The 22,697-nt window shown below is 59.7% G+C and carries 19 protein-coding genes and 1 pseudogene; 10 read left to right on the forward strand and 10 right to left on the reverse strand.

Features of this window, described 5'->3' with window-relative positions:
* The first annotated feature begins 132 nt into the window (after positions 1 to 132).
* Positions 133 to 489 carry a YajD family HNH nuclease gene (locus AC4LE2_RS10435; RefSeq protein ID WP_491825690.1) on the forward strand — a complete coding sequence of 119 codons (357 nt, stop codon included), beginning with the start codon at positions 133 to 135 and terminating at the stop codon, positions 487 to 489.
* 281 nt (positions 490 to 770) lie between these two features.
* Here AC4LE2_RS10435 and AC4LE2_RS10440 read toward each other — a convergent pair whose 3' ends face one another.
* The 3 genes from AC4LE2_RS10440 to pvdP all read right to left on the reverse strand — a co-directional run bounded on the left by AC4LE2_RS10440 (position 771) and on the right by pvdP (position 5,163).
* On the reverse strand, positions 771 to 1,931 hold the full coding sequence (locus AC4LE2_RS10440; protein ID WP_491825691.1) for a Fic family protein: 1,161 nt from the start codon (positions 1,929 to 1,931) through the stop codon (positions 771 to 773).
* A gap of 114 nt (positions 1,932 to 2,045) precedes the next feature.
* Positions 2,046 to 3,428 carry a Fic family protein gene (locus AC4LE2_RS10445; protein WP_491825692.1) on the reverse strand — a complete coding sequence of 461 codons (1,383 nt, stop codon included), beginning with the start codon at positions 3,426 to 3,428 and terminating at the stop codon, positions 2,046 to 2,048.
* A 127-nt stretch (positions 3,429 to 3,555) separates the two neighbouring features.
* Positions 3,556 to 5,163: a pyoverdine maturation tyrosinase PvdP gene (gene pvdP / locus AC4LE2_RS10450; RefSeq protein WP_491825694.1), complete on the reverse strand. Its 1,608-nt coding sequence runs from the start codon at positions 5,161 to 5,163 to the stop codon at positions 3,556 to 3,558.
* Positions 5,164 to 5,563: 400 nt separating this feature from the next.
* Between pvdP and AC4LE2_RS10455 the strand changes: the two are divergent.
* A pseudogene (locus tag AC4LE2_RS10455) lies at positions 5,564 to 7,765 on the forward strand (glycosyl hydrolase family 28-related protein); the annotation flags it as partial.
* 429 nt (positions 7,766 to 8,194) lie between these two features.
* On the opposite strand, the gene AC4LE2_RS10460 reads toward AC4LE2_RS10455, so the two are convergent.
* Positions 8,195 to 8,920 carry an alpha/beta hydrolase gene (locus AC4LE2_RS10460; RefSeq protein WP_491825695.1) on the reverse strand — a complete coding sequence of 242 codons (726 nt, stop codon included), beginning with the start codon at positions 8,918 to 8,920 and terminating at the stop codon, positions 8,195 to 8,197.
* Positions 8,921 to 9,089: 169 nt separating this feature from the next.
* Between AC4LE2_RS10460 and modA the strand changes: the two genes are divergently transcribed.
* The 3 genes from modA to modC are packed head-to-tail and all read left to right on the forward strand — an operon-like array spanning position 9,090 to position 11,612.
* Positions 9,090 to 9,863 (forward strand): molybdate ABC transporter substrate-binding protein, encoded by a 774-nt coding sequence (modA, locus tag AC4LE2_RS10465; protein ID WP_491825696.1) that lies wholly within the window; start codon positions 9,090 to 9,092, stop codon positions 9,861 to 9,863.
* Positions 9,847 to 10,524 (forward strand): molybdate ABC transporter permease subunit, encoded by a 678-nt coding sequence (gene modB, locus AC4LE2_RS10470; protein ID WP_491825697.1) that lies wholly within the window; start codon positions 9,847 to 9,849, stop codon positions 10,522 to 10,524. The genes modA and modB overlap by 17 nt, the downstream gene beginning before the upstream one ends.
* Complete coding sequence (gene modC / locus AC4LE2_RS10475; protein WP_491825699.1) at positions 10,524 to 11,612, forward strand: molybdenum ABC transporter ATP-binding protein; 1,089 nt, start codon at positions 10,524 to 10,526, stop codon at positions 11,610 to 11,612. Before modB ends, modC begins: the two co-directional genes overlap by 1 nt.
* On the opposite strand, the gene AC4LE2_RS10480 is transcribed toward modC, so the two are convergent.
* The 3 genes from AC4LE2_RS10480 to AC4LE2_RS10490 all read right to left on the reverse strand — a co-directional run bounded on the left by AC4LE2_RS10480 (position 11,609) and on the right by AC4LE2_RS10490 (position 14,115).
* Positions 11,609 to 11,926, reverse strand: coding sequence for a hypothetical protein (locus AC4LE2_RS10480; RefSeq protein WP_491825700.1), 318 nt, complete (start codon positions 11,924 to 11,926; stop codon positions 11,609 to 11,611). The genes modC and AC4LE2_RS10480 overlap by 4 nt on opposite strands.
* 504 nt (positions 11,927 to 12,430) lie before the next feature.
* Positions 12,431 to 13,204: an exodeoxyribonuclease III gene (locus AC4LE2_RS10485; protein WP_491825701.1), complete on the reverse strand. Its 774-nt coding sequence runs from the start codon at positions 13,202 to 13,204 to the stop codon at positions 12,431 to 12,433.
* 485 nt (positions 13,205 to 13,689) lie between these two features.
* Positions 13,690 to 14,115 carry a response regulator gene (locus AC4LE2_RS10490; RefSeq protein ID WP_491825702.1) on the reverse strand — a complete coding sequence of 142 codons (426 nt, stop codon included), beginning with the start codon at positions 14,113 to 14,115 and terminating at the stop codon, positions 13,690 to 13,692.
* A 228-nt stretch (positions 14,116 to 14,343) separates the two neighbouring features.
* Between AC4LE2_RS10490 and AC4LE2_RS10495 the strand changes: the two genes are divergently transcribed.
* The 5 genes from AC4LE2_RS10495 to AC4LE2_RS10515 all read left to right on the forward strand — a co-directional run bounded on the left by AC4LE2_RS10495 (position 14,344) and on the right by AC4LE2_RS10515 (position 18,940).
* The gene (locus AC4LE2_RS10495) at positions 14,344 to 15,408 is read left to right on the forward strand and encodes an NAD(P)-dependent alcohol dehydrogenase (RefSeq protein ID WP_491825703.1); all 1,065 of its coding nucleotides are present in this window, start codon (positions 14,344 to 14,346) and stop codon (positions 15,406 to 15,408) included.
* Positions 15,409 to 15,592: 184 nt separating this feature from the next.
* Positions 15,593 to 17,641, forward strand: coding sequence for a mechanosensitive ion channel family protein (locus AC4LE2_RS10500; protein WP_491825704.1), 2,049 nt, complete (start codon positions 15,593 to 15,595; stop codon positions 17,639 to 17,641).
* Positions 17,642 to 17,716: 75 nt separating this feature from the next.
* Positions 17,717 to 18,154 (forward strand): type II 3-dehydroquinate dehydratase, encoded by a 438-nt coding sequence (gene aroQ / locus AC4LE2_RS10505; RefSeq protein ID WP_491825705.1) that lies wholly within the window; start codon positions 17,717 to 17,719, stop codon positions 18,152 to 18,154.
* Positions 18,155 to 18,221: 67 nt separating this feature from the next.
* Positions 18,222 to 18,614, forward strand: a complete 393-nt coding sequence (locus tag AC4LE2_RS10510; RefSeq protein ID WP_491825706.1) for a YidH family protein — start codon at positions 18,222 to 18,224, stop codon at positions 18,612 to 18,614.
* On the forward strand, positions 18,611 to 18,940 hold the full coding sequence (locus AC4LE2_RS10515; RefSeq protein ID WP_491825707.1) for a DUF202 domain-containing protein: 330 nt from the start codon (positions 18,611 to 18,613) through the stop codon (positions 18,938 to 18,940). Before AC4LE2_RS10510 ends, AC4LE2_RS10515 begins: the two co-directional genes overlap by 4 nt.
* 8 nt (positions 18,941 to 18,948) lie before the next feature.
* Here the strand turns inward: AC4LE2_RS10515 and AC4LE2_RS10520 are convergent, their stop codons facing one another.
* The 3 genes from AC4LE2_RS10520 to AC4LE2_RS10530 are packed head-to-tail and all read right to left on the reverse strand — an operon-like array spanning position 18,949 to position 22,609.
* Positions 18,949 to 20,763, reverse strand: a complete 1,815-nt coding sequence (locus AC4LE2_RS10520; protein WP_491825708.1) for a monovalent cation:proton antiporter-2 (CPA2) family protein — start codon at positions 20,761 to 20,763, stop codon at positions 18,949 to 18,951.
* Positions 20,764 to 20,778: 15 nt separating this feature from the next.
* Positions 20,779 to 21,147 (reverse strand): response regulator, encoded by a 369-nt coding sequence (locus tag AC4LE2_RS10525; RefSeq protein ID WP_491825709.1) that lies wholly within the window; start codon positions 21,145 to 21,147, stop codon positions 20,779 to 20,781.
* A gap of 22 nt (positions 21,148 to 21,169) precedes the next feature.
* Positions 21,170 to 22,609 (reverse strand): ATPase domain-containing protein, encoded by a 1,440-nt coding sequence (locus AC4LE2_RS10530; RefSeq protein ID WP_491825710.1) that lies wholly within the window; start codon positions 22,607 to 22,609, stop codon positions 21,170 to 21,172.
* Between the last annotated feature and the right edge of the window lie 88 nt (positions 22,610 to 22,697).

Here is a 22,697-nt window from a genome sequence, read left to right on the forward strand (position 1 = left end):
CTTGGGAGAAGCACCTCGCCTAGCGCACACCTCAACGGCCACAAAGTAAGGCGCAGCCACCCCAGTATCGCTCCCATGGCACAACCTGCGATGACCCTATAAAATGCAACCTTTACACACCACGGGTGCAGCATGGCTACCGACACGTCCAAGCTCGATAAAATCCTTGCCGATAACCAGCGCGAGCGTGAACGCGGTTACCGTGACAAAGCCCTCAAGATGTACCCTCACGTATGTGGCCGCTGCGCCCGTGAGTTCGCTGGCAAGCGCTTGAGCGAGCTTACGGTGCATCACCGGGACCATAACCATGACAACAATCCGCAGGATGGCTCCAACTGGGAGCTACTGTGCCTGTACTGCCATGACAACGAGCACTCCCGTTACACCGACCAGCAGTACTTCTCGGACGGGTCGCTGAGTACGCCTTCGGTGGCCAAGGCCACTCACAACCCCTTCGCCGCGCTGGCGGGGCTCATGAAAAAAGAGTAGGCCTTCACACCTGGCTTAATAAACGCGCGCAACAAAAAACCCGCCGAGGCGGGTTTTTGTTCCAATGCCATTCAGCGTCCTGCTGCCGGCCTCCGAGGCCATGGCCGATCATCCATGATCCTGAAGCGCTTCCTTCGCTCCAGTTGATGAACATAGATTACAGGCTTCAAAACTAGACCACGAGAGCGAAACGCTGCGCTGTCGTGTAAGCCATTGGCTATAAATGGCCGATGTTATTGTGCCACCTCTCCGTAAGATCAAGATTTTCCTACAGTTCTGGATCAGACTGCATTATGGCTAAGTGTTGACTGTCGCGGCACCGTGCGGCCCTGGGGGCGGGAATAGCCTTCCACGCGCGCCCATCCGTCCTTGATTTCCTTGATCACCTCGCTGCGTGACCAGCCGTCGAGGATATTAGGGTCATGGAGCATGGTGACTCCCATGCCATTTCTGACGAGCAAGTGGTTCAAAAAAACGATGCAGATCGCACGGGCGTTCCCATCCTTAAAGGGATGCAGGCGTTCCAGCTTCTGGCATAAACCTACGATGTGCTCAAGCTTTTGGTCTTCATTTTGATCGGGACGTGCTGACATCGCTCGCTCATACGCTTTGATGTAGTCGTCTGCTTTCATCAGTAACCGGCCGTGGGTAACGAAGGCATGCTTGAACAGAATCGAATCGCCCGTGGGCTCCACCGGGACCGGCAGGGGCGTACCCGAGGCGCGTTGCTCGAATGCGCGCCTGAACGAGGCGAATTGCTGCTCGTTATCGAACAGCCCATAGGCCGGCAGCTCTCGCCTTAACTCTTGCATAAAACCAAGCACTTCATGCCGCCCGGCATCAGTCATGTTGTTGCCAAGTGCCAATTCGAACCCACTGGAAAACCGCGTGCTGGTTTCAAAGGCATGGTGCTCACAACATATTTCGTGCAGGTCCGCAAGGAAATCGGCACTAAGGGGGGTGTCCAGGTGTTCCATCGACACCGCCAGCCCTTCAAGAACGCCGCTCAGGTAGGCCGGTTCCTTGTCAAAAGCGAAGCACAATAGCGGGTTTTCGTGCGCGTCACTGATGTGCCGTTCAATGGCATCAATGACCTTAGGGTCCACGCACATCCGCCAACGGTGCTGGGGAAGAATGTCCGCTAAGGGTGACGCTGACCTATCAATAAAGTGGTGTAACTGTTCGATAGCCTCAAGGCGCAGGTCGATCGGCTGCGGCGTGATCGCCTCGGAAGGGAACCTCTGGTTGAACATCGCTAACCCCTGCTCGTGCGCATGTTTCACCAGCGTTTCAACCTCAGGCGGAAACGCTGCATGCGCTGGCAGGCTGATGCCTTTGGTGCGCAATGCTCGATGCACGGTTTGCAGCGCACTCAACATCACGTGGTTATGTGCACTGCCAATAACGGGGGTATGGCGGGCTTGGTCGAACGTGCGGCTCATCCCGTCCATCAGGCAGCTATCAACGATTGTCTTAAGTTAGGCCAAGAAGCGCACACATCGTTGGGTGGCTGCGAGCCCCTCGGCGGTTCCAACTACAGTGTTTGGCCAATGATCTTAAGGCCTTTTCTTAAAATATTTACTCAGACTGCTCAAGGCGCTCAAATTGCTTTTCGACGATGGGGCCTTCGCTTTGGCCGCGCCCCCTACCGACCAGCCGGCAGCGCGCGCCTGCCCTTCCTCCAGCGCCTGCGCGACTTCCGCAGTCGACCAGCCATCGAGGATATTGGGATCGTCCAGCATGGTCAGTGGTAGCTTTTCCCGTGCCAGTAAGTGGTTGAGCAACAAGATGGCGAAAGTTCGCGCATTGGCGTCGGGGAATGGGTGCAGTTGTTCAAGCTTCTGACACAGCTCAATGGCCTGGAGCTGACGCTGTTGAGGGGAGGCCTTAGGTGTCTTGCTTCGCTGAGCGTTATATTCATCGATCAACACCGCCATGTGCTTGCGCATCACGGAAAAGTGGACATCAGGGTTCACTACCAGTGCGTGGTCAGTAAAGCTGTCATCGGGCTGAGCGTCAGGCTGGGTCTTGCGCGCTTCGATGAACGCTTGATAGGCCTTCTCAGACTGCACTACCGCATACTCCGGCAACACCTCGCGCAGTTCCTTGGCGAAAGCTCGCAGCTGTTTGGCGCCGTCCAGGCTCATGTTAGAACCCTGGTGGAGCGGAAATCGGGAGCTAAACGTCTGCTGTTCATACGCGTCATTAGACTGGTAACAGGCGCGGTGCAGGTCGCATACCAATCGGGCACTGAGGGGATAGTTCAAGCTCGTCATGGAGGTTTGCCAGCCATTCAAAACCCCGTGCAAATAGCCCGGCGTACTGTCGAACATGAACGGCAGCAGGGGATTATCACGGGCGCCGACCACATGGGCCTCAACGAAGCGAACCTTGAAAGGGTCCAGGCACATCCGCCAGCGTTGATGGCGCTGAACGTTCACGAACGGCGAAAACTGGTTGGTGCTCAGTCGATTTTGCAACTGATCTAGCGCGTCAAGGTGTAGCGCAATGCGGCCAGGGTCAAAGTTAGGCGTCGCTGATGTGCCCTGTTCCCTCTCACCGCGCTGTTGATAACGTTGTTCAAGATTTTCCAGCGTCATCGCGGCGGTGCGCTTGATCAGCTCCTCGACACCTAAGGGTATGGCCTGCTGGGGCAAGAGATGAATACGCGCGTCCTTAAGCGCGCCATTGACCGCCTGCAGCGTGGCGATCATGCAAGCGTTCTCCTCGCTAATGCGCCGTGCAGCCATGCCCTCCTGGTCCAGCTGATTGAAGGTATCTTCCATGTCTTGGTTCAGCCGTTTGGCCACGCCTTGCATAAGTTGGTCGACGCTTTTAGTGCCGATCTTGGTGCTAGGGAAGTCGGCGGGCGAAGACGCATGAGCGGTTGACACGGGTAACGGCCTCGGCGGCACGGCACCAGAAGAAACGGGGGTCATTGGCTGCTCCTGAGTGGGTGCGAAAATAAAAACCAGGCACGTGGGTGGCTGATGCTGGGCAAGCGGTTCCGATCCCCACGCTGAGCACCTCACCTTTAGGGCATCATCACTGGATACTGGTACAAGGTTATGTTCGCTGCATGGGGGCCGCCGGCAGGTTACGTGCATACCAGGGTCGCTCCTGGGCCCGGTCGAGAGCATTGCCAAGGGCACTGCGCGATTCCACGGCGATGTCCAGCGCCAGCTTCATCAGTTCCACATCGGTTTCCACGGCCGTACCCATCCAGATGCCAGGCCCGGTGGCGCAAGCGTGGCTGATGGGGCCCATCCAGGGGTCGTCCTGTTCCACCCATGCACCTTTGCCGAACCAGCGCACCCCGCGCAGCTCGGCTGCCTGCACCTCACCTGGGTGATACAGGCTGTGGGCGATATGCCAATCCTCGACACGGGCGTCGATCCAGCCATGGAAGCCCCAGAACAACGGGTGTACGTGGGAGGAAAACGGGTCCCCTAAAAAGTCATTGTGCGCCTCGAACCAGCCGGCATCGAAGTCGTCTGGCTGCCGCGCCATGGGCACCGGTTTGCCGCTCTGCGGTTCGCGGGCCACGCTGGCCCAGCACATGTGCAACCAGTCGTGCAGGCTGAGCTCTAGCTCCGACCCCAGTTGACCCAAGGTCAAGCGTGCCAGGTATTCAGGGTCGCGGTAGCGTGACTCCCACACCTGAAAGTTGCCCTCATAGGTGTCACGGCTTTTGATCGTTGCCATGCCCTGGCTGTAGCTTTCGTCCCCGGGCGCCAGCCAGGCGGGCGGTACGGAACGGCCGTCGTGGTTCTCGAAATAACGCAGGAACGCTACCCGGTCGGTTTCAACCGCCGGCCGTGCCAATGGGAAAAACGCCCAGGCCGCAGGTGCATTCAGTTTGGCGGCCTTAGCCAGCATGTACCGGTGCATGTACAGGAAGTCTATGCCCGAGCCGTTGCGGTCCTTGTGGCGCCCGCGTGAGTCGCGTTCCTGCCCTCGTGGGCCCGGCTGCCAGCCCAGGCCGCGCAGCGCCTCACGGCGGTCATCCCCGATCAGGTGCCATTTATCACGTACCGTGTGCCAGAGCTGGTGGGCCAGCCGGTGCTGCGGCGTGATAAGCCAGTCCATGAAGGCCGGGGCCAAGGGGGTTCGATCACGGGCTTCTGGAAAGGCCAGCTTGCGCGCCGTAAAGCCAGACGCTACCAGGCCCGCCTCTGGGCTAAGGGCTATGACCTGGCCGTTGAGGAGGTCGTTGTCTGCCACCCCGACGCCACCCCACACATCGGTAAGGGCCACGCGCACCGAATAGCCCGTGCTGGCTGAAGCCGACGCCGTGCCTAACAGGCGCCAGCGCACCTGTTGAACGGTCGCCCCTACCAAGTCACCTATCACCTGAAACCTGGGCGTCTGGCCGCTGGCCAATACGTCGTAAGTATCGAGGTAGCCGCGCAGCCCTCTGCCGCGTTCTCCCACGTCTAACAGCAAGGTCGCGCCATCAAGCTCAGGCACATCAGGGGCCTCTACTACCCAGACGCCACGTAGCAGGTCGGCCAGACGTTGGGTGGGAACATCGGCCAGTTCAACGTGCGCTTCATTAGGCGTACCGCCCTCGGCCCACCACTTTTTCACGCGGCGCGCCCCCTCGTAACCTGCCGGAATAAGTGCCCCGCCCAGGGCTGCACCGGCGAGGAGTGTGCGGCGTGAGAGTCGCATCGCGTGGCTTCCTGCTGAATAATAAAATAGTCTTATAAATCAATAAATTGACTATATTTCTCTAGAAAATTTAGTCACGAGCCGATTGATTGACAGCGATCATAGCACATTGCTATTACCTATTACGATGCTGACTTTTCGCTGGCGTCTACCTTTAATATGTAACTTAACGCTGCCAAGTGCCCGAAATCATTAGGGTTCGGCTCATAAATTGCGGATCCAATAAAAAATATCAAGTAGTAGCATTAAGACAGCAACTTACTTCAATTCGCTCGGTCACAGGGTCTGCGAAGGATTGGGCTAGTGTGGCTTTCCTTAAAACGACAAACATTTGACACTGACGAATTGACGACGGGGCCACTCCGGTGCCCGCGGTTCTATAGTGATGAAGGAGCGAACGATGATCTTCAACGTTAAAGACTATGGTGCCGTAGGCGACGGCGTGACAGACGATACCGCAGCCATCCAGTCGGCTATCGATGCAGCGTCCGCCGCAGGTGGCGGCCAGGTCTATATTCCCTCGGGCACGTTTATTGTGTCGGGTGGTGAGGAAGCCTCCGACGGCTGCCTGATGTTGAAGAGCAACGTGTACCTGTCCGGTGATGGCATGGGCGCCACCACTGTTAAGCTGGCGGATGGCTCCAGCCAGGAAATCACCGGGATCATCCGCTCGGCCTACGGCGAAGAGACCCACGACTTCGGCGTGAGCAACCTGACCATCGACGGTAACCGCGACAACACCACCGCGAAGGTGGATGGCTGGTTCAACGGCTACATTCCCGGCCAGGAAGGTCAGGACACCAACGTCACCCTCGATGGCGTGGAAATTCTCAACTGCTCCGGTTACGGCTTCGACCCCCATGAGCAGACGGTGAACATGGTGATCGAGAACTGCGTGTCCCATGGCAACGGCCTGGACGGCTTTGTGGCCGACTACCTGATCGACAGCACGTTCATAAACAACGTGGCTTACGACAACGACCGCCATGGCTTCAACATCGTGACCAGCACCAACAACTTCAGCCTGGTGGACAACATCGCCTATGGCAACAGCGGTGGTGGCATCGTGGTCCAGCGCGGCAGCGAGGACATCGCCTCCCCGACCGCCATTACCATTACCGGCGGCGCGGTGTATGACAACGCTGCCGAAGGCATTCTGATCAAGATGTCCAACGACGTGACCGTCAGCGGCGTGGACGTCTACAACAACGGCAGCGCAGGTATCCGCCTGTACGGCTCATCCGACGTGACCGTGGTGGACAACACCCTGACCGCCAACGGGCAGAACAACCCTGTTCCCGAAATCATCATTCAGTCGTATGACGATACTAAAGGCGTGTCCGGTGATTTCTACGCCGGCAGTGGTAACGTCATCGAAAGCAACACCATCACCGGTGGCAGCAACTCCACCTATGGTGTGGCCGAGCGCAACGAAGATGGCACCGACGGCAATGCCGTGGTCGGCAACACCATCACCAACACCACCAAGGGCACTACCTTGCTGTATGGCGATGGTAGCTATGTAAGCGATCAGGTACCTCTAAACGAGATCGACGGGACCGCAGGCAAGGACACCCTCACCGGCACGGCAGTGGCTGACCTGATGCTGGGCGGCGCGGGCAATGACGTACTCAACGGCGCGGGCGGTAATGACGTGATTGTCGGCGGCGCTGGCAAAGACACCCTCACCGGTGGTGACGGTGCCGATACCTTCCGTTTCGACGCCTTGACCGACAGCTACCGCACCAGCACTTCAAGCTTTGGCGACCTGATCACCGACTTCAACGCCAGTGAAGACAAACTGGACCTTGGCGCATTGGGCTTCAGCGGCCTGGGTGACGGCTACAACGGCACCCTGTCGGTGGTGTACAACAGCAGCAACGACCGCACTTACGTGAAAAGTCTTGAAGCCGATGCTTCAGGCAATCGCTTCGAATTGGCGCTGTCGGGCAACCTGGTTTCCAGCCTGACGGCGGACAACTTCGTGTTCAAGTACGTGCTGCAAGGCACCGAGCAAGCAGATACGCTCACCGGCACCGCACAGAACGAAACCCTGTACGGCCTGGGTGGTGCGGACACCATTAACGGTGGCGCTGGCAATGACGTGATCGTCGGCGGCGCGGGCGCGGATACCCTCACCGGTGGTGCAGGTGCCGATACCTTCGTGTACACAACCTTGAGCGACAGCTTCCGCGACTACAGCACCGGCGGCGTGAACCAGGGTGATCAAATCCTGGACTTCGACGTAACCCAGGACAAGATCGACTTGTCGGCGCTGGGCATCACTGGCCTGGGCAGCGGCCTTGGCGATACCGTGCAACTCGTGCTCAATAGCGATGGTACGCGTACCTACATCAAGAGCCGCGAGGCCGATGCCGATGGACATCGCTTCGAACTCTCTGTAGCAGGTAATCATCTCAACGACCTGACGGCCGCCAATTTCGTGTTTGCCACGCCTGTGACCGGCACCCTGGTGCAGGGCACAGCGGGCAACGATTCGCTGACCGGCACCGCCGGTAGCGACATCCTGGTAGGCGGCGCGGGCAGTGACCGGCTGACCGGTGGTGAAGGGGCTGATACGTTCCGCTTCGACACCATCACCGACAGCTACCGCACGGCCACCGCCAGTTATGACGACCTGATCCTTGACTTCAACGCTAGCGCCGACAAGCTTGACGTTTCAGCACTGGGCTTCACGGCACTGGGCGATGGCCATGCCGACACCCTGTCCATCGTCTATAACGCCACTAGCAACCGTACCTACATCAAGGACCTGGACGCGGACGCCAACGGTAATCGTTTTGAAGTCGCGCTGACGGGCGACCACTCTACCGACCTGACCGCGGCCAACTTCGTGTTCGCCAGCACCACGCCAGCCAGCACTGCCTCGACGGACGCTACCACCGCAACCACCACTTCTGCCGCCACCGACGTGGTGATCCTCGGCACGACCACCGATACCGAGCACCACACCACTCAGGCTTAAGGCCTAAGGCCCGCCCCTTCACGGAGGGGCGAGCCTATCTAGTGGTTAACCTTCCCCCGTCACACTTAGCAGCCACTTCGCCAGATCCAGAGCCTCCGGCTGACTGATGCCATGCCCCATTCCGGGGTAAGCATGAAACTCCACATTGACGCCAGCGCCGATCAGGGCCTCACGGGCATCCATGGCTTCCTGGTAGGTCAAAACCGGGTCTGCCGTGCCGTGGCCAATAAATACTGGCAGCTTTCCAAGCCCGCGCAAGTCGGGTACTTCAGTGCGCAAGGGTGCCGGGAGCTTGCCACTGAGCACCGCAATACCTCCCACGGCCTGGGGCGTGTGCAAGGCCAGTTCGTAACTCATCATGGCGCCCTGGCTGAAGCCGACCAGGTAAATGCGCTTGGGCGGCACCTGGTACTTCTTGCCTATCTGGGCGAGGAAGGTACGCAGTTGCGCCAGGCTTCGTTCAATATCGGCGGGAACACCTTCGTAGGGCCCCTCGATGGGCGTCTTGCTGAACCACTGGTAACGGGATTCCCCCAAGGGCATGGGCGCACGTACTGACAGGTAGGTGAACTCGGGGGACAACTGGGGGTGCAGCTCGAACAAGTCTTCTTCGTTCGCCCCGTAGCCGTGCAAAAACACTACCAGTGGTTGGGTTTCGGGGTGGGCGCCTGTCTGGGCGAGATAACTAAGGGCCAGGTCGGTTTGCAGCACCGGCTGCGCCTGGGCGAAGGTAGCGATCAACGGCAATACGAGGGCGACTAACCACTTCATCGGACAAGGTTTCCTTGGGGAATGACCGCTTGAGGGTATCACCGCTGGCCCGGAACGCCACGGCCCGCGCGGCCAGCCGATTTTACCAAGCGCATGCCGCCCTGCCCTCGACCCTGTGCGCTGCCCGCTATATAGTCCACCGCACCTCTTTTACCTCTCAGGATGCTAAATGCTGCCTACCCGTTTTGTACCTTGTGCATTGTTCACCCTGGCCAGCCTAGGCGCGGCCCATGCCCAGGCCGATGACGTGAATGTGGGGGTGGCCGCGAATTTCACCGCCCCCCTTCAAGCCATCGCCGCCGCGTTCGAGCGCGACACCGGCCATCATGTGGTTGCTTCGCCGGGAGCAACCGGTCAGCTTTACGCGCAGATCAAAAACGGGGCGCCCTTTCAGGTGTTTTTGTCGGCCGACGACACCACGCCCGCTAAACTTGAGGCCGAAGGCGCAGCCGTCAAAGGGTCTCGCTTTACCTATGCCATCGGCACCCTGACGTTATGGTCGCCCACCCCCGGCTACGTGGACGATGCAGGGGAAGTGCTCAAAGGCAGTGCGTTCAAACACTTGGCCATTGCCAACCCGGCCACCGCCCCTTATGGCTTGGCGGCCACCCAAGTGCTTGCTCACCTGAAGCTTGCCGCTAGGCTGGAGCCAAAGCTGGTTCAGGGGCAAAGCATCACTCAGGCGTTCCAGTTCGTACAAACCGGCAATGCCGAACTGGGCTTCGTTGCCCTGAGCCAGGTGTTCAAGGATGGCAAGATCACGTCCGGTTCGGCCTGGGTCGTACCTCAAACGCTGTATGACCCTATCCGTCAGGACGCCATCCTGCTTGGCACCGGCGCACAGACCGCTGCCGCACAGGCATTCGCTCACTACCTGCAAGGCCCAGAGGCTGCACGCATCATTACTGCCTATGGCTACGCCCTCGATGCTAAGCCCCAGTGATTATGGCGCGATCTGGCTGACCCTCAAGCTGGCCACCGTCACCACCCTGATCCTGCTGCTGATAGGGCTGCCTATTGGGTGGTGGCTGGCGCGCACCTCGTCGAGGTGGCGCCCATTGGTCAACGCTGTGGTGGCCCTGCCCCTGGTCTTGCCGCCCACGGTCATCGGCTTTTACCTGCTGTTGTTCATGGGGCCCCACGGCTTCTTGGGCCAGGCCACGTCAGCCTTGGGCTTGGGGACCCTGGTGTTCAGCTTCCCTGGGCTGGTGCTGGGGTCGGTCATCTATTCCCTGCCCTTTGTCGTGCAACCTCTGCAAAACGCTTTCGACGCAGTCGGCAGCCGCCCCTTTGAAGTGGCCGCCACCTTGGGCGCTTCCCCCCTTGACCAGTTCTTTAGCGTAGCGCTGCCGCTTGCGCGTCCAGGGCTGCTTACCGCAACTGTGCTGGGCTTTGCCCATACGGTGGGCGAGTTCGGTGTGGTGTTGATGATTGGCGGCAACATACCTGACAAAACCCGGGTGGTGTCGGTGCAACTGTTCGATCACGTCGAGGCGATGGCCTACCCTCAAGCGCATTACCTGGCCGCGTTGATGGTGGCGTTTTCATTGGTCGTATTGCTGGTGCTGTATCGCAGGCGGGCCGGCCATCAGGGGCGGGTGTGATGGCCAAGCCCATTGAGCTGCGTCTGCGCCTGACACGCCCAGGGTTTAGCCTGGCACTGGAGCTGACCCTGCCCGGCAGCGGTGTCTGTGCACTAAGCGGCCCTTCCGGCTCGGGTAAAACCACGGTGCTCCGTTGGCTGGCGGGGCTGGAGCAGGCCGACGAGGGGTTTATCCAAGTGGCCGGCGACACCTGGCTGGATACCACCACCGCACGCAACCTGCCTACTCACCAACGCGCCATCGGGTATGTATTCCAGGAGGCGAGCCTGTTCCCGCACCTGAGTGTTCGCCAGAACCTGACCTACGGCTGGCGGCGCTTACCGGCCACTCGGCGCCCTACCACGATGGATGCGCTGTGCAACCTCTTAGGGCTGGAACCACTGCTGGATCGCCGGCCTGAAGGGCTTTCGGGGGGTGAGCGGCAACGAGTGGCCATCGCTCGTGCGTTGTTACGCGCGCCCAAACTGTTATTGATGGATGAGCCGCTGGCGGCGCTCGACGGTGCGCGCAAGGCTGAAATACTGCCTTATCTGGAACGGTTGCGAGACCGCCTGGCGATACCGATGCTGTATGTCAGCCATGCCCCCGAAGAGATCACGCGCCTGGCCGACCACTTGGTGTTGCTGGACAACGGCCAGGTAGTGGCAAGTGGTGCGCTGAACGAGCTGCTAACCCGCCTCGATTTGCCTTTGGCTCACAGCCTTGACGCCGGGGTGGTTATCGAGGGCGTAGTGACCGCCGTTGACCCTCACTGGCAGTTGCTTCACCTGAGCCTTGGCGCCGGCCAGGGCACCCTCACGGTGCCGCATGCCACGCTGCCCATGGGTGCTCGCCTGCGGGTACGGGTGCTGGCCCGTGACGTGAGCCTGAGCTTGGCTCCCGACGTGCGCAGCAGCATCCTCAACCGCCTGCCCGCCGTCGTGGTGGCAGTACAGCCCAACCTTGGCGGTGCGGACGTGATGGTATCGCTAGACTGTCAGGGCACTGTTTTGTTAGCGCGGGTCACCCGCTACTCCCTGGCGCACCTGGGCGTTGGGCCAGGCGCGCAGGTCTGGGCCCAAATCAAGGGCGTAGCGGTTCTAGCCTAAAGGTGGCTCATCTCAGGGTCGAGATCACCGTCGTCGGCCTCGGCCGAGCCTTGTATCAAGGTGCCCTGGCTTTGGGTTTCGATAGCGGTGATCCCCATTAGTTGGGCTTGGTCCATGATGGCTTGAGGTGAGTCGTCGTCGGCCGGTACCACTGCACGGCCGCTGTCCTGGTCTTGGTGGAGCGCTATCAGTTGCAAGGCTGCTGCCTCTGGAGGCAACTGCGCGGTGGGGTATTCCACTACCTGCTGGCGTGGCTGTTCGTTATAGAGGTAACTGACGCGGTGGCGATACCGCTTCGATGTAAGGCTTACCATGCTGTACTCCCGGTTGAAGTGAATGCACGTCATACGTCTCGTAGCAGCAGAGCTTGCTCGCGACCGCCGTTAGTGCGTGTTGAGGCCGGTCGCTAGCAAGCTACGCTGCTACAGGGGTGCGCAGGTGCAAAATCATACGTCTCGTAGCAGCAGAGCTTGCTCGCGACTGCCGTTAGTGCGTGTTGAGGCCGGTCGCTAGCAAGCCACGCTGCTACAGGGGTGCGCAGGTGCAAAATCGTACGTCTCGTAGCAGCAGAGCTTGCTCGCGACTGCCGTTAGTGCCTGTTGAGGCCGGTCGCTAGCAAGCCACGCTGCTACAGGGGTGCGCAGGTGCAAAATCGTACGTCTCGTAGCAGCAGAGCTTGCTCGCGACTGCCGTTAGTGCGTGTTGAGGCCGGTCGCTAGCAAGCCACGCTGCTACAGGGGTGCGCAGGTGCAAAATCATACGTCTCGTAGCAGCAGAGCTTGCTCGCGACTGCCGTTATTGGGTAGTAAGGATTGCCGTTAGGATTTCAACTGCACCCAGGTAGGCGCATGGTCGCTGGCGTGGGGTCGGTCCCTTACCCACCGGTCCACCCCTGCGGCTTTGAACCGCGAGGCCAGTTCGCGGCTCAAGAGCAGGTGGTCAATACGCAACCCTTTGTTTTGAGCCCAGTGCTGCCTGAAATAATCCCAGAAGGTGTACACCGGCTCATCAGGAGAGTGTGTCTTCAGAGCGTCTGTCCAGCCCTGATCCAGCAAGCGCTGGTAGCACGCACGGCTTTCAGGCTGAAGCAACGCGTCTTTGCGCCAGGATTTAGGGCTGTAGATATCGGCATCGGTAGGCACTACGTTGTAGTCACCGGCCAGTATAACGGGGTGCCCGCTGTCATACAGGCTCTGCGCATGAGCGATGAAGTGCTCGAACCACCGCAGTTTGTAGTCAAACTTGGGGCCGGGCTGCGGGTTGCCGTTGGGTAGGTACAGACACCCCACGATCACCCCCTGGACGGCCGCCTCCAGGTAGCGGCTATGGGTATCGGCCTCCATGCCCGGCAGGCTGCGCCGGATTTCCAGCGGCACGCCACCCTTGGACAAAATGGCCACGCCGTTCCAGCGTGCCTGCCCGTGCCACAGCGCTGTGTACCCGGCCTTTTCCAGCTCTGCCTGTGGAAACGCCTCATCCGTAGCCTTGAGCTCCTGAAGACAGGCAATGTCCGGGGCTTCTTTTTCAAGCCAGGCAAGCAGTGCCGGAAGGCGGGCGCGGATTCCGTTGATGTTGAATGTGGCGATCTTCATACGCAGGCCTTAAGCGCTTTCTCGTAAGACCTGCGACATGACCGAGGGTTTGATCGGCGTTGCAATGGCGCCTATGGGCCCTGCGCCAAACAGGCTAAGCAGTTCGTGGTAAGCCTAGTGGGTGGTTCTTCAAAAGCCCGGCAACCCCTAACACAAGCGCGCCAACGCAAACTGACGTGACGTGACGTGCCGTTTGCACTTGGTGGGCAATGAAGGCTAGCGTAGGGCATCGGTTAAAAGCGATTCAAACCGCTCGCTCCCTCGACCGGCCTTACGAGTTTCCAAAACAGAGATAGGGCTGCAAAGGTATCACGAGGCCCTGCAAGGTCCAAAGGCTGGACGCCAGGGACCACTAAAAAACCTAGACTGAAACGAGGCGTATGTTCATGCCGAGGCTCCGAGTGAGGAAAGCCCTAACTTAATCAGGTGTAGCGAATGTGTTCTGCCAAAGGCCGGCAACTACGCGCCAAGCGTAACCCTTGCGTTCAACGTGCCGCGTTGAGTTCTTCCTGGCACACAGCTCTTAGTACTTCGTCTGTCAACTTGCCGATAGTCCATGGCTTGGGCAGGAACGCCACATCTTTTGCGATGTCTGCCGTTTCGGGCGTCTCATGCCCGCTCATAACGATAATTGGCAGTTTCGGCCAGGTATCATGTACGCGTTTGGACAACTGAGCACCGTCGATTTCGCCCGGCATGCGGATATCGGTAATCAACAGGCTAAGGTCCATACCTTCGCCAAACGCCTTCCATGCATCATCGGCGGTGGCATATTCGACGGTATCAAATCCTTCGAACTGGAGGATTTCGCACACAAATTCTCGAATGATCTGCTCATCCTCGACGACCATGACCTTGCCGCGGGGCTCGGCGGGGATATCGACACTGGCTGGGAATGGTACGTTAAGCATTGTTCAGGTCCTTGGCGTTTGAACTGGGCCTTTCGCCCCTACTCCTTCGTCAACAGCCAACGAATATGATTCTGCCACCTCCCTCCTCAATTCGACGGACGGTCGCATTCTTTAGGTAGCTGATGTATGCGTCAGGTTGAACCCTAAGGTATCGCAAGTTTCATTACCTTAATGGTTTCAGCGTAATTAACCTTATCGGTTCGATCACTCTTCACTTGGAGATCAGGCATGAGCAATACCCTTACCTATGCAGCGCAGTCGGCTACCGACGCGCTTAAACCCTTTGCCATTGAGCGCCGGGCGCCCAACGAGGACGACATTCAGATCGAAATCCTGTTCTGCGGCGTGTGCCACTCAGACCTGCACACGGCACGTAACGAGTGGCAGAACAGCCTTTTCCCTTCCGTGCCTGGCCATGAAATCGTCGGCCGCGTGAGTGCAGTCGGCAGCAAGGTCACCCAGTTCAAGGTAGGCGACCTGGCTGGCGTCGGCTGTATGGTCGACAGCTGCCAGCACTGTGCCTCGTGCGCCGAGGGCGAAGAACAGTACTGTGAAAACGGCTTCACCGGCACCTATAACGGCCCGTTGTTCGGGGGCGAGAACACCTACGGCGGTTATAGCGAGCGCATCGTCGTCAAAGAAAAATTCGCCTTGCGCATCACCCACGGTGAAGAGCACCTGGCGGCCGTTGCGCCCCTGCTCTGCGCAGGCATTACCACCTACTCCCCGCTGAGCCACTGGAAAGTAGGCCCAGGCAAAAAAGTAGGGATCGTGGGCTTGGGCGGCCTGGGCCATATGGGCGTGAAGATTGCTGCTGCGATGGGCGCTCATGTGGTGCTGTTCACTACCTCCGAAAGCAAGCGTGCAGATGGCTTGCGTTTGGGCGCCAAGGAGGTGGTGGTCTCGCGCAACGTCGAGGAAATGAATGCCCACGCCAACAGCCTGGACTTTATCCTCAACACGGTGGCTGCCCAGCACGACCTGGACCCGTTCCTTAACTTGCTCAAGCGTGACGGCACCATGACCCTGGTGGGCGCACCTGAATACCCTCACCCGGCGCCTACCGTTTTTAACCTGATCCTCAAGCGCCGTAGCGTGGCTGGCTCATTGATCGGTGGCATCCAGGAAACCCAGGAGATGCTGGATTTCTGTGCCAAGCACAACATCGTCTCGGACATCGAGATGATTGACATCCAATACATCAACGATGCCTACACCCGTATGCTTAAAAGCGACGTGAAGTATCGGTTCGTCATCGACATGGCCAGCCTGGCCAAGGATGCGGCTGTCTAAGCACCGTCTTGTGTTACACCCTGTTGTACCGGGTGCATCTGCATCCAGCGCAGCAGGGGTTATGTCGGTAGCATCACCCCCACAGCCCTGCGTCCACCTAAAATCTCGACAGGCGCACTTGAGCGCCGAACTTGCCTGGCCGACGGCGATCTAGTAGGGGAATCTTCTCCGGAGCCGCGCCCCCGTGCCTCGTCTTGCCCTCTTGCTACTGACTGCCCTACTTGCCTTTCCTGTGTTTGCCGATGCGCCCGCCGCAGCACCCGCGGCCGCTACACCTGCGGCCGAGCAAAAGCCTGCGGAGCCTGAAAAAGAGGTACTGGTGCAGGGCGGATTGTTAGGCACGTTGACCTCTAGCCTGGATGACGTGCAGGACAAGCTGGACATTAACGAACACCTGGTCGATACCTGGCGGGTACGCACCGACCGCGCGGCGGCTGAAGCAGGCCGGTTGTTCGACCCTCAGGCACGCACCTCCGGGGTCGTGCTGACCCGCGACTTTCTGATCCTTACCCTAGCGTGGATCGGCACCTTCCTGGCGCTCTATACCCTCGCCCGCCTGGCATGGTCGCAGGTAGGCCGACGGGGTTTCCTGCACCGACGCGCACGCTTGCGTGAAGTACTGGGCTACCTGCTTCGTTTCACGCTGCCGGCCTTGTTGAGCTTCGGGGTGTGCCTGCTGCTGCGCCAATACCTGCAGCCTTCAGATGCACGGGCGCTGGCTCTATGCCTTGCGTATGCGACCACCAGTGGCTTGTTTTCGACCACCCTCATTCTGTGTTTGATTACTCTGTTCAATGTGGGTCACAAGCGCGCCGCTGTCCGGGTATTGCGCCGGTCGGCGCCGGCCCTGCTGTTCGTCATCGGTTTTCTGGCAGCGTTGGGTGATGCGCTCACCACCGGCCAGATCGCCCGCCAGCTGGGCAGCAACCTCACTGGCAGCATCGCCGTGGTCAGCGGGTTACTCGCGACCTTGACCTTCGCCGTGCTGGTGATTCGCATGCGCCGCCCGGTGGCACACCTGATACGCAACCGCGGGTATCGCCAGCGCCACGATCACCGCGCTGTGCAAGAGACGCTACGGGTCTTCTCCGCCGTCTGGTACTTCCCCATTCTGCTGATGATTCTGGTCTCGGCCATCAACCTGATCGGTGCGGGTGAACAGAGCCAGCAGGCCTTGCAACGGGCCTTGATGAGCACCGTGCTGCTGATTGCCGCTGTGTTCGCCAGCACCATGATGCACCACATCCTCAGGCCTCAAGGCCCTAGTGACCCCGAGCGCGCACGGCCCTACCTGGAACTGCTGCGCGGCCTGGGCCATGCACTGTCGCGCATTGTCATCGCTATTGTGTTCATCGAGCTGTTCGCCCGCATTTGGGGCGTGTCGGTGCTTGAATTTGCGGCCCGCAATAGCGTGGGCCGAGCCATTAGCAATTCCTTGAGCAGCATCGGGTTGATCTTGCTGGTCACCTGGATGGTCTGGGTCGTAATCGACACTGCGATCCAGCAGGCGCTCAAGCCTGCAGTTGGCAAGCGTGCCAGCCGTCAGCCCAGCACTCGGGTAAAAACCATACTGCCCATGCTACGCAATGCCACCAAGATCGTGCTGGTGGTCATTGGCACCATCACCACCATGGCGAACCTAGGCATCAACGTGGCACCGCTGTTGGCCGGTGCCGGGGTGGTGGGGTTGGCCATCGGCTTTGGGTCGCAACAGCTGGTACAGGATGTGATCACCGGCCTGTTCATTCTTATCGAAGACACCATCGCCATCGGAGACTGGGTGGTGCTGGATTCGGGGCACGCTGGCACCGTTGAAAGCCTGACCATCCGTACCCTTCGCCTGCGCGATGGCAAAGGCTTCGTACACTCGGTGCCGTTTGGTCAAATCAAGGCGGTAACCAACCAGTCTCGCCAGTTTGCGAACGCCTTCTTCTCCGTACAGGTGACCTACGACAGCGACATCGATACTGCATTGGCGCTTATCCAGCAGGCGGCAGACCAGATCGCCGACGACCTGTTGCTCAAAACCAACCTGCAGGGCCCGCTGCAAGTGTTTGGCGTGGATAAGATGGACCTCAACGGCATCACCCTCACTGCGCAGTTCCGTACCTCGTCTGGCGGTCAGTACGCGGTAGGCCGGGCCTTCAACGAGAAACTTAAAAAGCTGGTAGACGGCGCGGATAACGTACGCTTTGCGCAGTATTACCTGCCACCTGTGCCTGCAAAAGTGTGAAGCGCTGGCGGGCAGTGCAAGGGACCATTACCATGGCACGCTCTACCGCTTGCCTATAAACGAGACTCACCGCCCATGCCACTGACCCTGCTGGTACTCAACGGCCCGAACCTTAACCTGCTGGGCACCCGGGAGCCTGCGGTGTACGGCACCGAAACCCTCGCCGACGTGGAGGCCCAGTGTACGGCCGCCGCACAGGCCCATGGGTTTGCGCTGGAGTTCGAGCAGACCAACCACGAAGGTCAGATGATCGACTGGATTCACCAGGCGCGTGGGCGTGTGGCGGGTATCATCATCAACCCGGCCGCCTGGACGCATACGTCGGTTGCCTTGCACGACGCCCTGATCGCCGCTGAGATACCTGTGCTCGAAGTGCATATTTCCAATGTGCACAAACGTGAAAGCTTTCGGCATCACTCGTATGTTTCGCTCGTAGCTGTAGGCGTGATCGCGGGGTTCGGTACCCATGGTTATTCCCTGGCGGTAGCGCATTTCGCCAAGCTGCTCAAGTAACGTCTTTGCGGGGCGGCCTGCTCGCCTGGGCGCCGCCATTCACGTGACCCGTCAACGGGATTGATCGATGAACCAGCCTGCTAGCCCACCCCCTCGCTCATCGTTACGCAATACGCTGCTAGGCGGTGGCAAAGAGCCGGACCCCCGCTTCACCCTGGCCAACGAGCGCACGTTTCTGGCATGGATTCGTACCGCCCTGGCGCTGATGGCAGGGGGCATCGCGGTAGAAGCGTTCACCGCTCAGGTCTTCGCCCCGGATGCCCGTAAGGCCCTGGCCGTGTTGCTGTTGTTCCTTGGGCTGTTGCTCAGCGCGTGTGCGGGCGTACGGTGGTTGAACGTAGAGCGCGCCATGCGTCACGGTCGCCCCCTGCCCTTACCGTGGCTGGTGCCGGTCCTGGCCATGGGCGGCGCACTGGCCACGGCCGTGCTGTTGGTATTTATCGTTATTCGCCCGGCATGACGCCACGCGCTGGGCATCACACCGACCTGGGGCTGCAGCCGGAGCGCACGTTGCTGGCCTGGCGGCGCACCTTGCTGTCGCTGGTCGCTGCCAGCCTGCTGTTCCTGCGCTGGATACCCCACCATGGGCCCTTTGCGGTAATGATGGTGGGGCTGTCACTGCTGGCGGCCTTGGGCATTGGGCTTGGCCAACAGCGACGTTACCGGGAAGGCGTCGACGCCCTTAACGGCCAGCCAGGTCTGCCCCCTCTGGGTGAGGTGGCGGCTCTGGCGTTGGTCTGTGTACTCCTGGGGCTGATTGGCCTGTACGTGGTGCTGTTTTTCTAAGCGCCGCCTCAGGTATTCGCCTCGTCCAGCTCACCGGCTTCCCGGGCCTCGTCCGCTTCGAACAGGCGCGCCAGTTCGGCACGTGCTTCCTGATTACTCTGAATCACCTTGGCGGCGTCGTCGTACAGCCGGTGCTGGGTACGCAGTACGCTTTCATCATGCGCCTTGAACCGCGCGATGCGGGTCTGAGCCTGAGCCTCGCTCAGCCCAAGGCCAATCAAGGTGCGGCGGCTTACCTCAAGGCTTGAGTAGTAGGTTTCACGTACCGCATCTGCGCCCAGGTCGATCAGCTTATGAACATGCTGACGGTTACGTGCGCGGGCAATGATCTTCAGGTGCGGGTAGAGCCGCTTGACCATTTCGGCAGTCTTGATATTGGTGTCCGGGTCGTCGGTGGCAATCACGAAGTACTCAGCTTCTTCAACCTTGGCCGCGCGCAGGATTTCTGCACGCAGCGGGTCCCCGTAAAACACCGGAACCCCGGAAAAACTGCGCGACAACTCGATACTTTCTACAGACGTATCCAGCGCGACGAAAGGGATTTTCTGGGCGCGCAGAATACGCGCAACGATCTGCCCCATGCGGCCCATGCCGGCAATCACCACGCGGGGCGAACCGCTGTCGATATGGCGGTACTCCTCTGGAACTGGCGTGGCCGGCGCTGTACGGGTGAGCAGCCTCCCAGCCGCCAACATCAGCAACGGTGTTACCGCCATGGACAAGGTAATGGCCAGTACTAACAGGTCGTGTAGGCGCTCATCGAACAAACCACTGTCATGGCCCAGCTTGAACACCACGAACGCAAATTCCCCGCCTGTGGCAAGCACCAAGCCAAGGCGTATGGCGGAGATCTTGGACAACCCCCCTGCCAGACGCCCCAGTACGAAGAGCAATGGGAATTTGAGGCCCAGCAACAAGAACGTGAGCCCGATCACGGTGGCAGGCTCTGCCAGTAACAGGCCCAGGTTGGCGCCCATGCCCACACTGATGAAGAACAATCCCAGCAACAGCCCCTTAAAGGGCTCGATCTGGGCTTCCAGTTCGTGGCGGTATTCGGAATCCGCCAGCAGCAGCCCGGCGAGGAATGCGCCCAGCGCCATTGAGACCCCAACCTGATCCATCAGCCAGGCAGTGCCGATCACCACCAACAGGGCTGTGGCCGTGGACACCTCTTGCAAGCCAGTACGTGCCACGGCTCGGAACACCGGCCGCAGCAGGTAGCGTCCACCCACGACCACCAAGGCGATACTGCCCAACACCTGCAAGCCATGTTCAAGGCTTGGCGCCTGATTGGCCGAGCCTTGTGCCAACAGCGGCACGAGGGCAATGAGCGGAATGGCAGCGATGTCCTGGAACAGAAGGATGGCAAAGGCCAGCCGACCATGGGGGCTGTGGAGCTCGTGCCGCTCCGCCAGGCTTTGCAGGCCGAAGGCGGTGGACGACAGGGCCAGCCCAAAGCCCAGCACCAGCGCGCTGTTAAAGGGTTGGTTGAAGAGCAGCATGGCCACAGTGCCTATAACTACCGCCGTGGCCATCACCTGGGCAAGCCCTACCCCGAATACCGCCTTGCGCATGAGCCATAGGCGTTTGGGAGACAGCTCCAAGCCAATGATGAACAGCAACAGCACCACGCCCAGTTCGGACAAGTGGTTCAGGCTCTGGCTGTTGCCCACTAGCCCCAGCGCGGCTGGCCCGATGGCGACACCCGCCAGCAAATACCCCAATACCGCGCCCAACTGCAGCCGCTTGGCCAGCGGCACCACCAGCACCGCAGCCAGCAGGAAGACTACGGCGGCCCCTAACAGATTGCCATCGTGTGGCATTCAACACCCCTCTTACTAAAGTGCGGGGCGCCCAATGAACGTCACTACCTGATGAATCACCTGGTCGATATCGAACGGTTTGTCGAAGACAACCGCGAACAGCTCGGGGCTTGCGCGGCCGATGTTGGCTTGGGCGCCACTCATGAGAAATAACGGTAAATCGGTAAAGGCAGGGCGCTGGCGCACTGCACGCGCAAACTCCAAGCCATCCATCACCGGCATCATGAAATCGGTGATGACTAAGCTCGGGTGTTCGCGGTCGAGGACTTCGAGTGCTTTGCGACCATTGCCAGCCTTGACCACCATGTAACCCTCATCCTCAAGCGCAAACCCAAGGATATCGGCGATCAAATACTCGTCGTCGACTATAAGGATGGTCGTCATGTTTAATTCGGCCCGATCAACGTCAATTGCTTGTGGACGAGGCGCTGCCCGTCAGCACTGCCTCCGCGTGTTTGAAGGCTTTCTTGAAGCCCATACCGTGCGCATCGATCACAACCTCTAACAAAGAGGCGTCATACATGCTGTCCCTGACTTTAAGAATCGTCATCATTCGCTTTAGTTCAGCCACATGTTCAACGAAGCGCATCACGAAGATGTTGTCCACCAGGCATGACATATCGGGAAGCGGGGCTTTGATCTCGGGCCCGATCAGCCCCTGCATCTCGCTGGTGATCATCAGCGTTACGCCGCGGGCCCTCAGCTCGCCGGTGAGGCTGCTGAAAAAATCGCCAAGGCGCGCGGGGTTGGTCGTGACACGTGTCATGCCGCCCAAGCTGTCGATTAGCAGCCGCTTGATGCCGTAGGTATCAATCATGGTCAGCAACTTGGCGCCCAGGCCGTCGAGCAGCCCCTCAGTGGTAGGGTGCCAGCAAATGTGCAAGGCGCCGCTGCTTTGCAAGGCGTTGAAGTCCAGGCCCAGAGCCGCGGCCTTGAGCATCAGCCGTTGGGGGCTTTCATAAAAACCGAAATGCAGGGCGGGCTCTTCTGGCGTGGCTTGGGCCAGAAACTGCAGGCCCAGCGTGGTTTTGCCCACTCCGGCCGGCCCCATGGCCAAGGTCGCGGAGGCACGGCCCAGGCCGCCGCCAATCAACGCATCAAGGCTAGCCACGCCACTGCTCACTTTGGTCTGATCGGCAGAGTCGGGGCGCGAGGGATGGCTGTACAGGCTTTCGAGGCGGGGGTAGACCACCAGCCCTTCGTCAGTGATTTCGCAGTCGTGGAGCCCGGAGAGCGCACCACTGCCCCGGGTTTTACGCAGCTGAATACGGCGCACCGAACGCGTACCAATGGTGGCTTCGCCAATCTCGATCACCCCATCGACCATGGTGTGCTCGGGGCTGCCGTCATCAAGCCGAGAACTGGTAAGGAACAGCACAGTGCACCCGGCGAACGCGGCGTGACCTTGCAGCTCGGAAATAAACTTTTTGGTGTCGATTTGTGAGTCAGCCTTGGTACGGGCGTTGAGCAACCCGTCCACGACCATCACGGTTGCCTTTTGCCGGGCGATTTCGCGTCGCAACAGCTTGACGACCTCCTCCAGCCCCTCGTTTTGCATCGTATCGAACGCGCTGACGAACTGGATTTGCGCGCCGATGTAACTGGCCTCGAAGAAGCTGAGGGTGGACAAGTACTGGAACAGCCGCTCATGGGACTCGGACAACAAGGTGGCAACCAGCACCTTGCCACCCTGTCGGGCGTGGTGAAAGCTCAACTGGTTGGCCAGAATGGTTTTCCCTGAGCCTGGGCGCCCTTGCACGATGTAGGAGGCGCCGGCGACCAAGCCTCCTTTGAGCAGGTGATCCAGGCCTGATATTCCTGTCGCTAGGCGTTTTAGCTGTTCCAAATTCAAAACCTGCCTGTGTGTAGTGAGCCAGTGCCAGCAATCGCCCGCCAGCCAGAATCGAAAAGCGCAATTCTATACTGCGCGGCTG

This window comes from Pseudomonas sp. 9.3L (assembly GCF_058536285.1).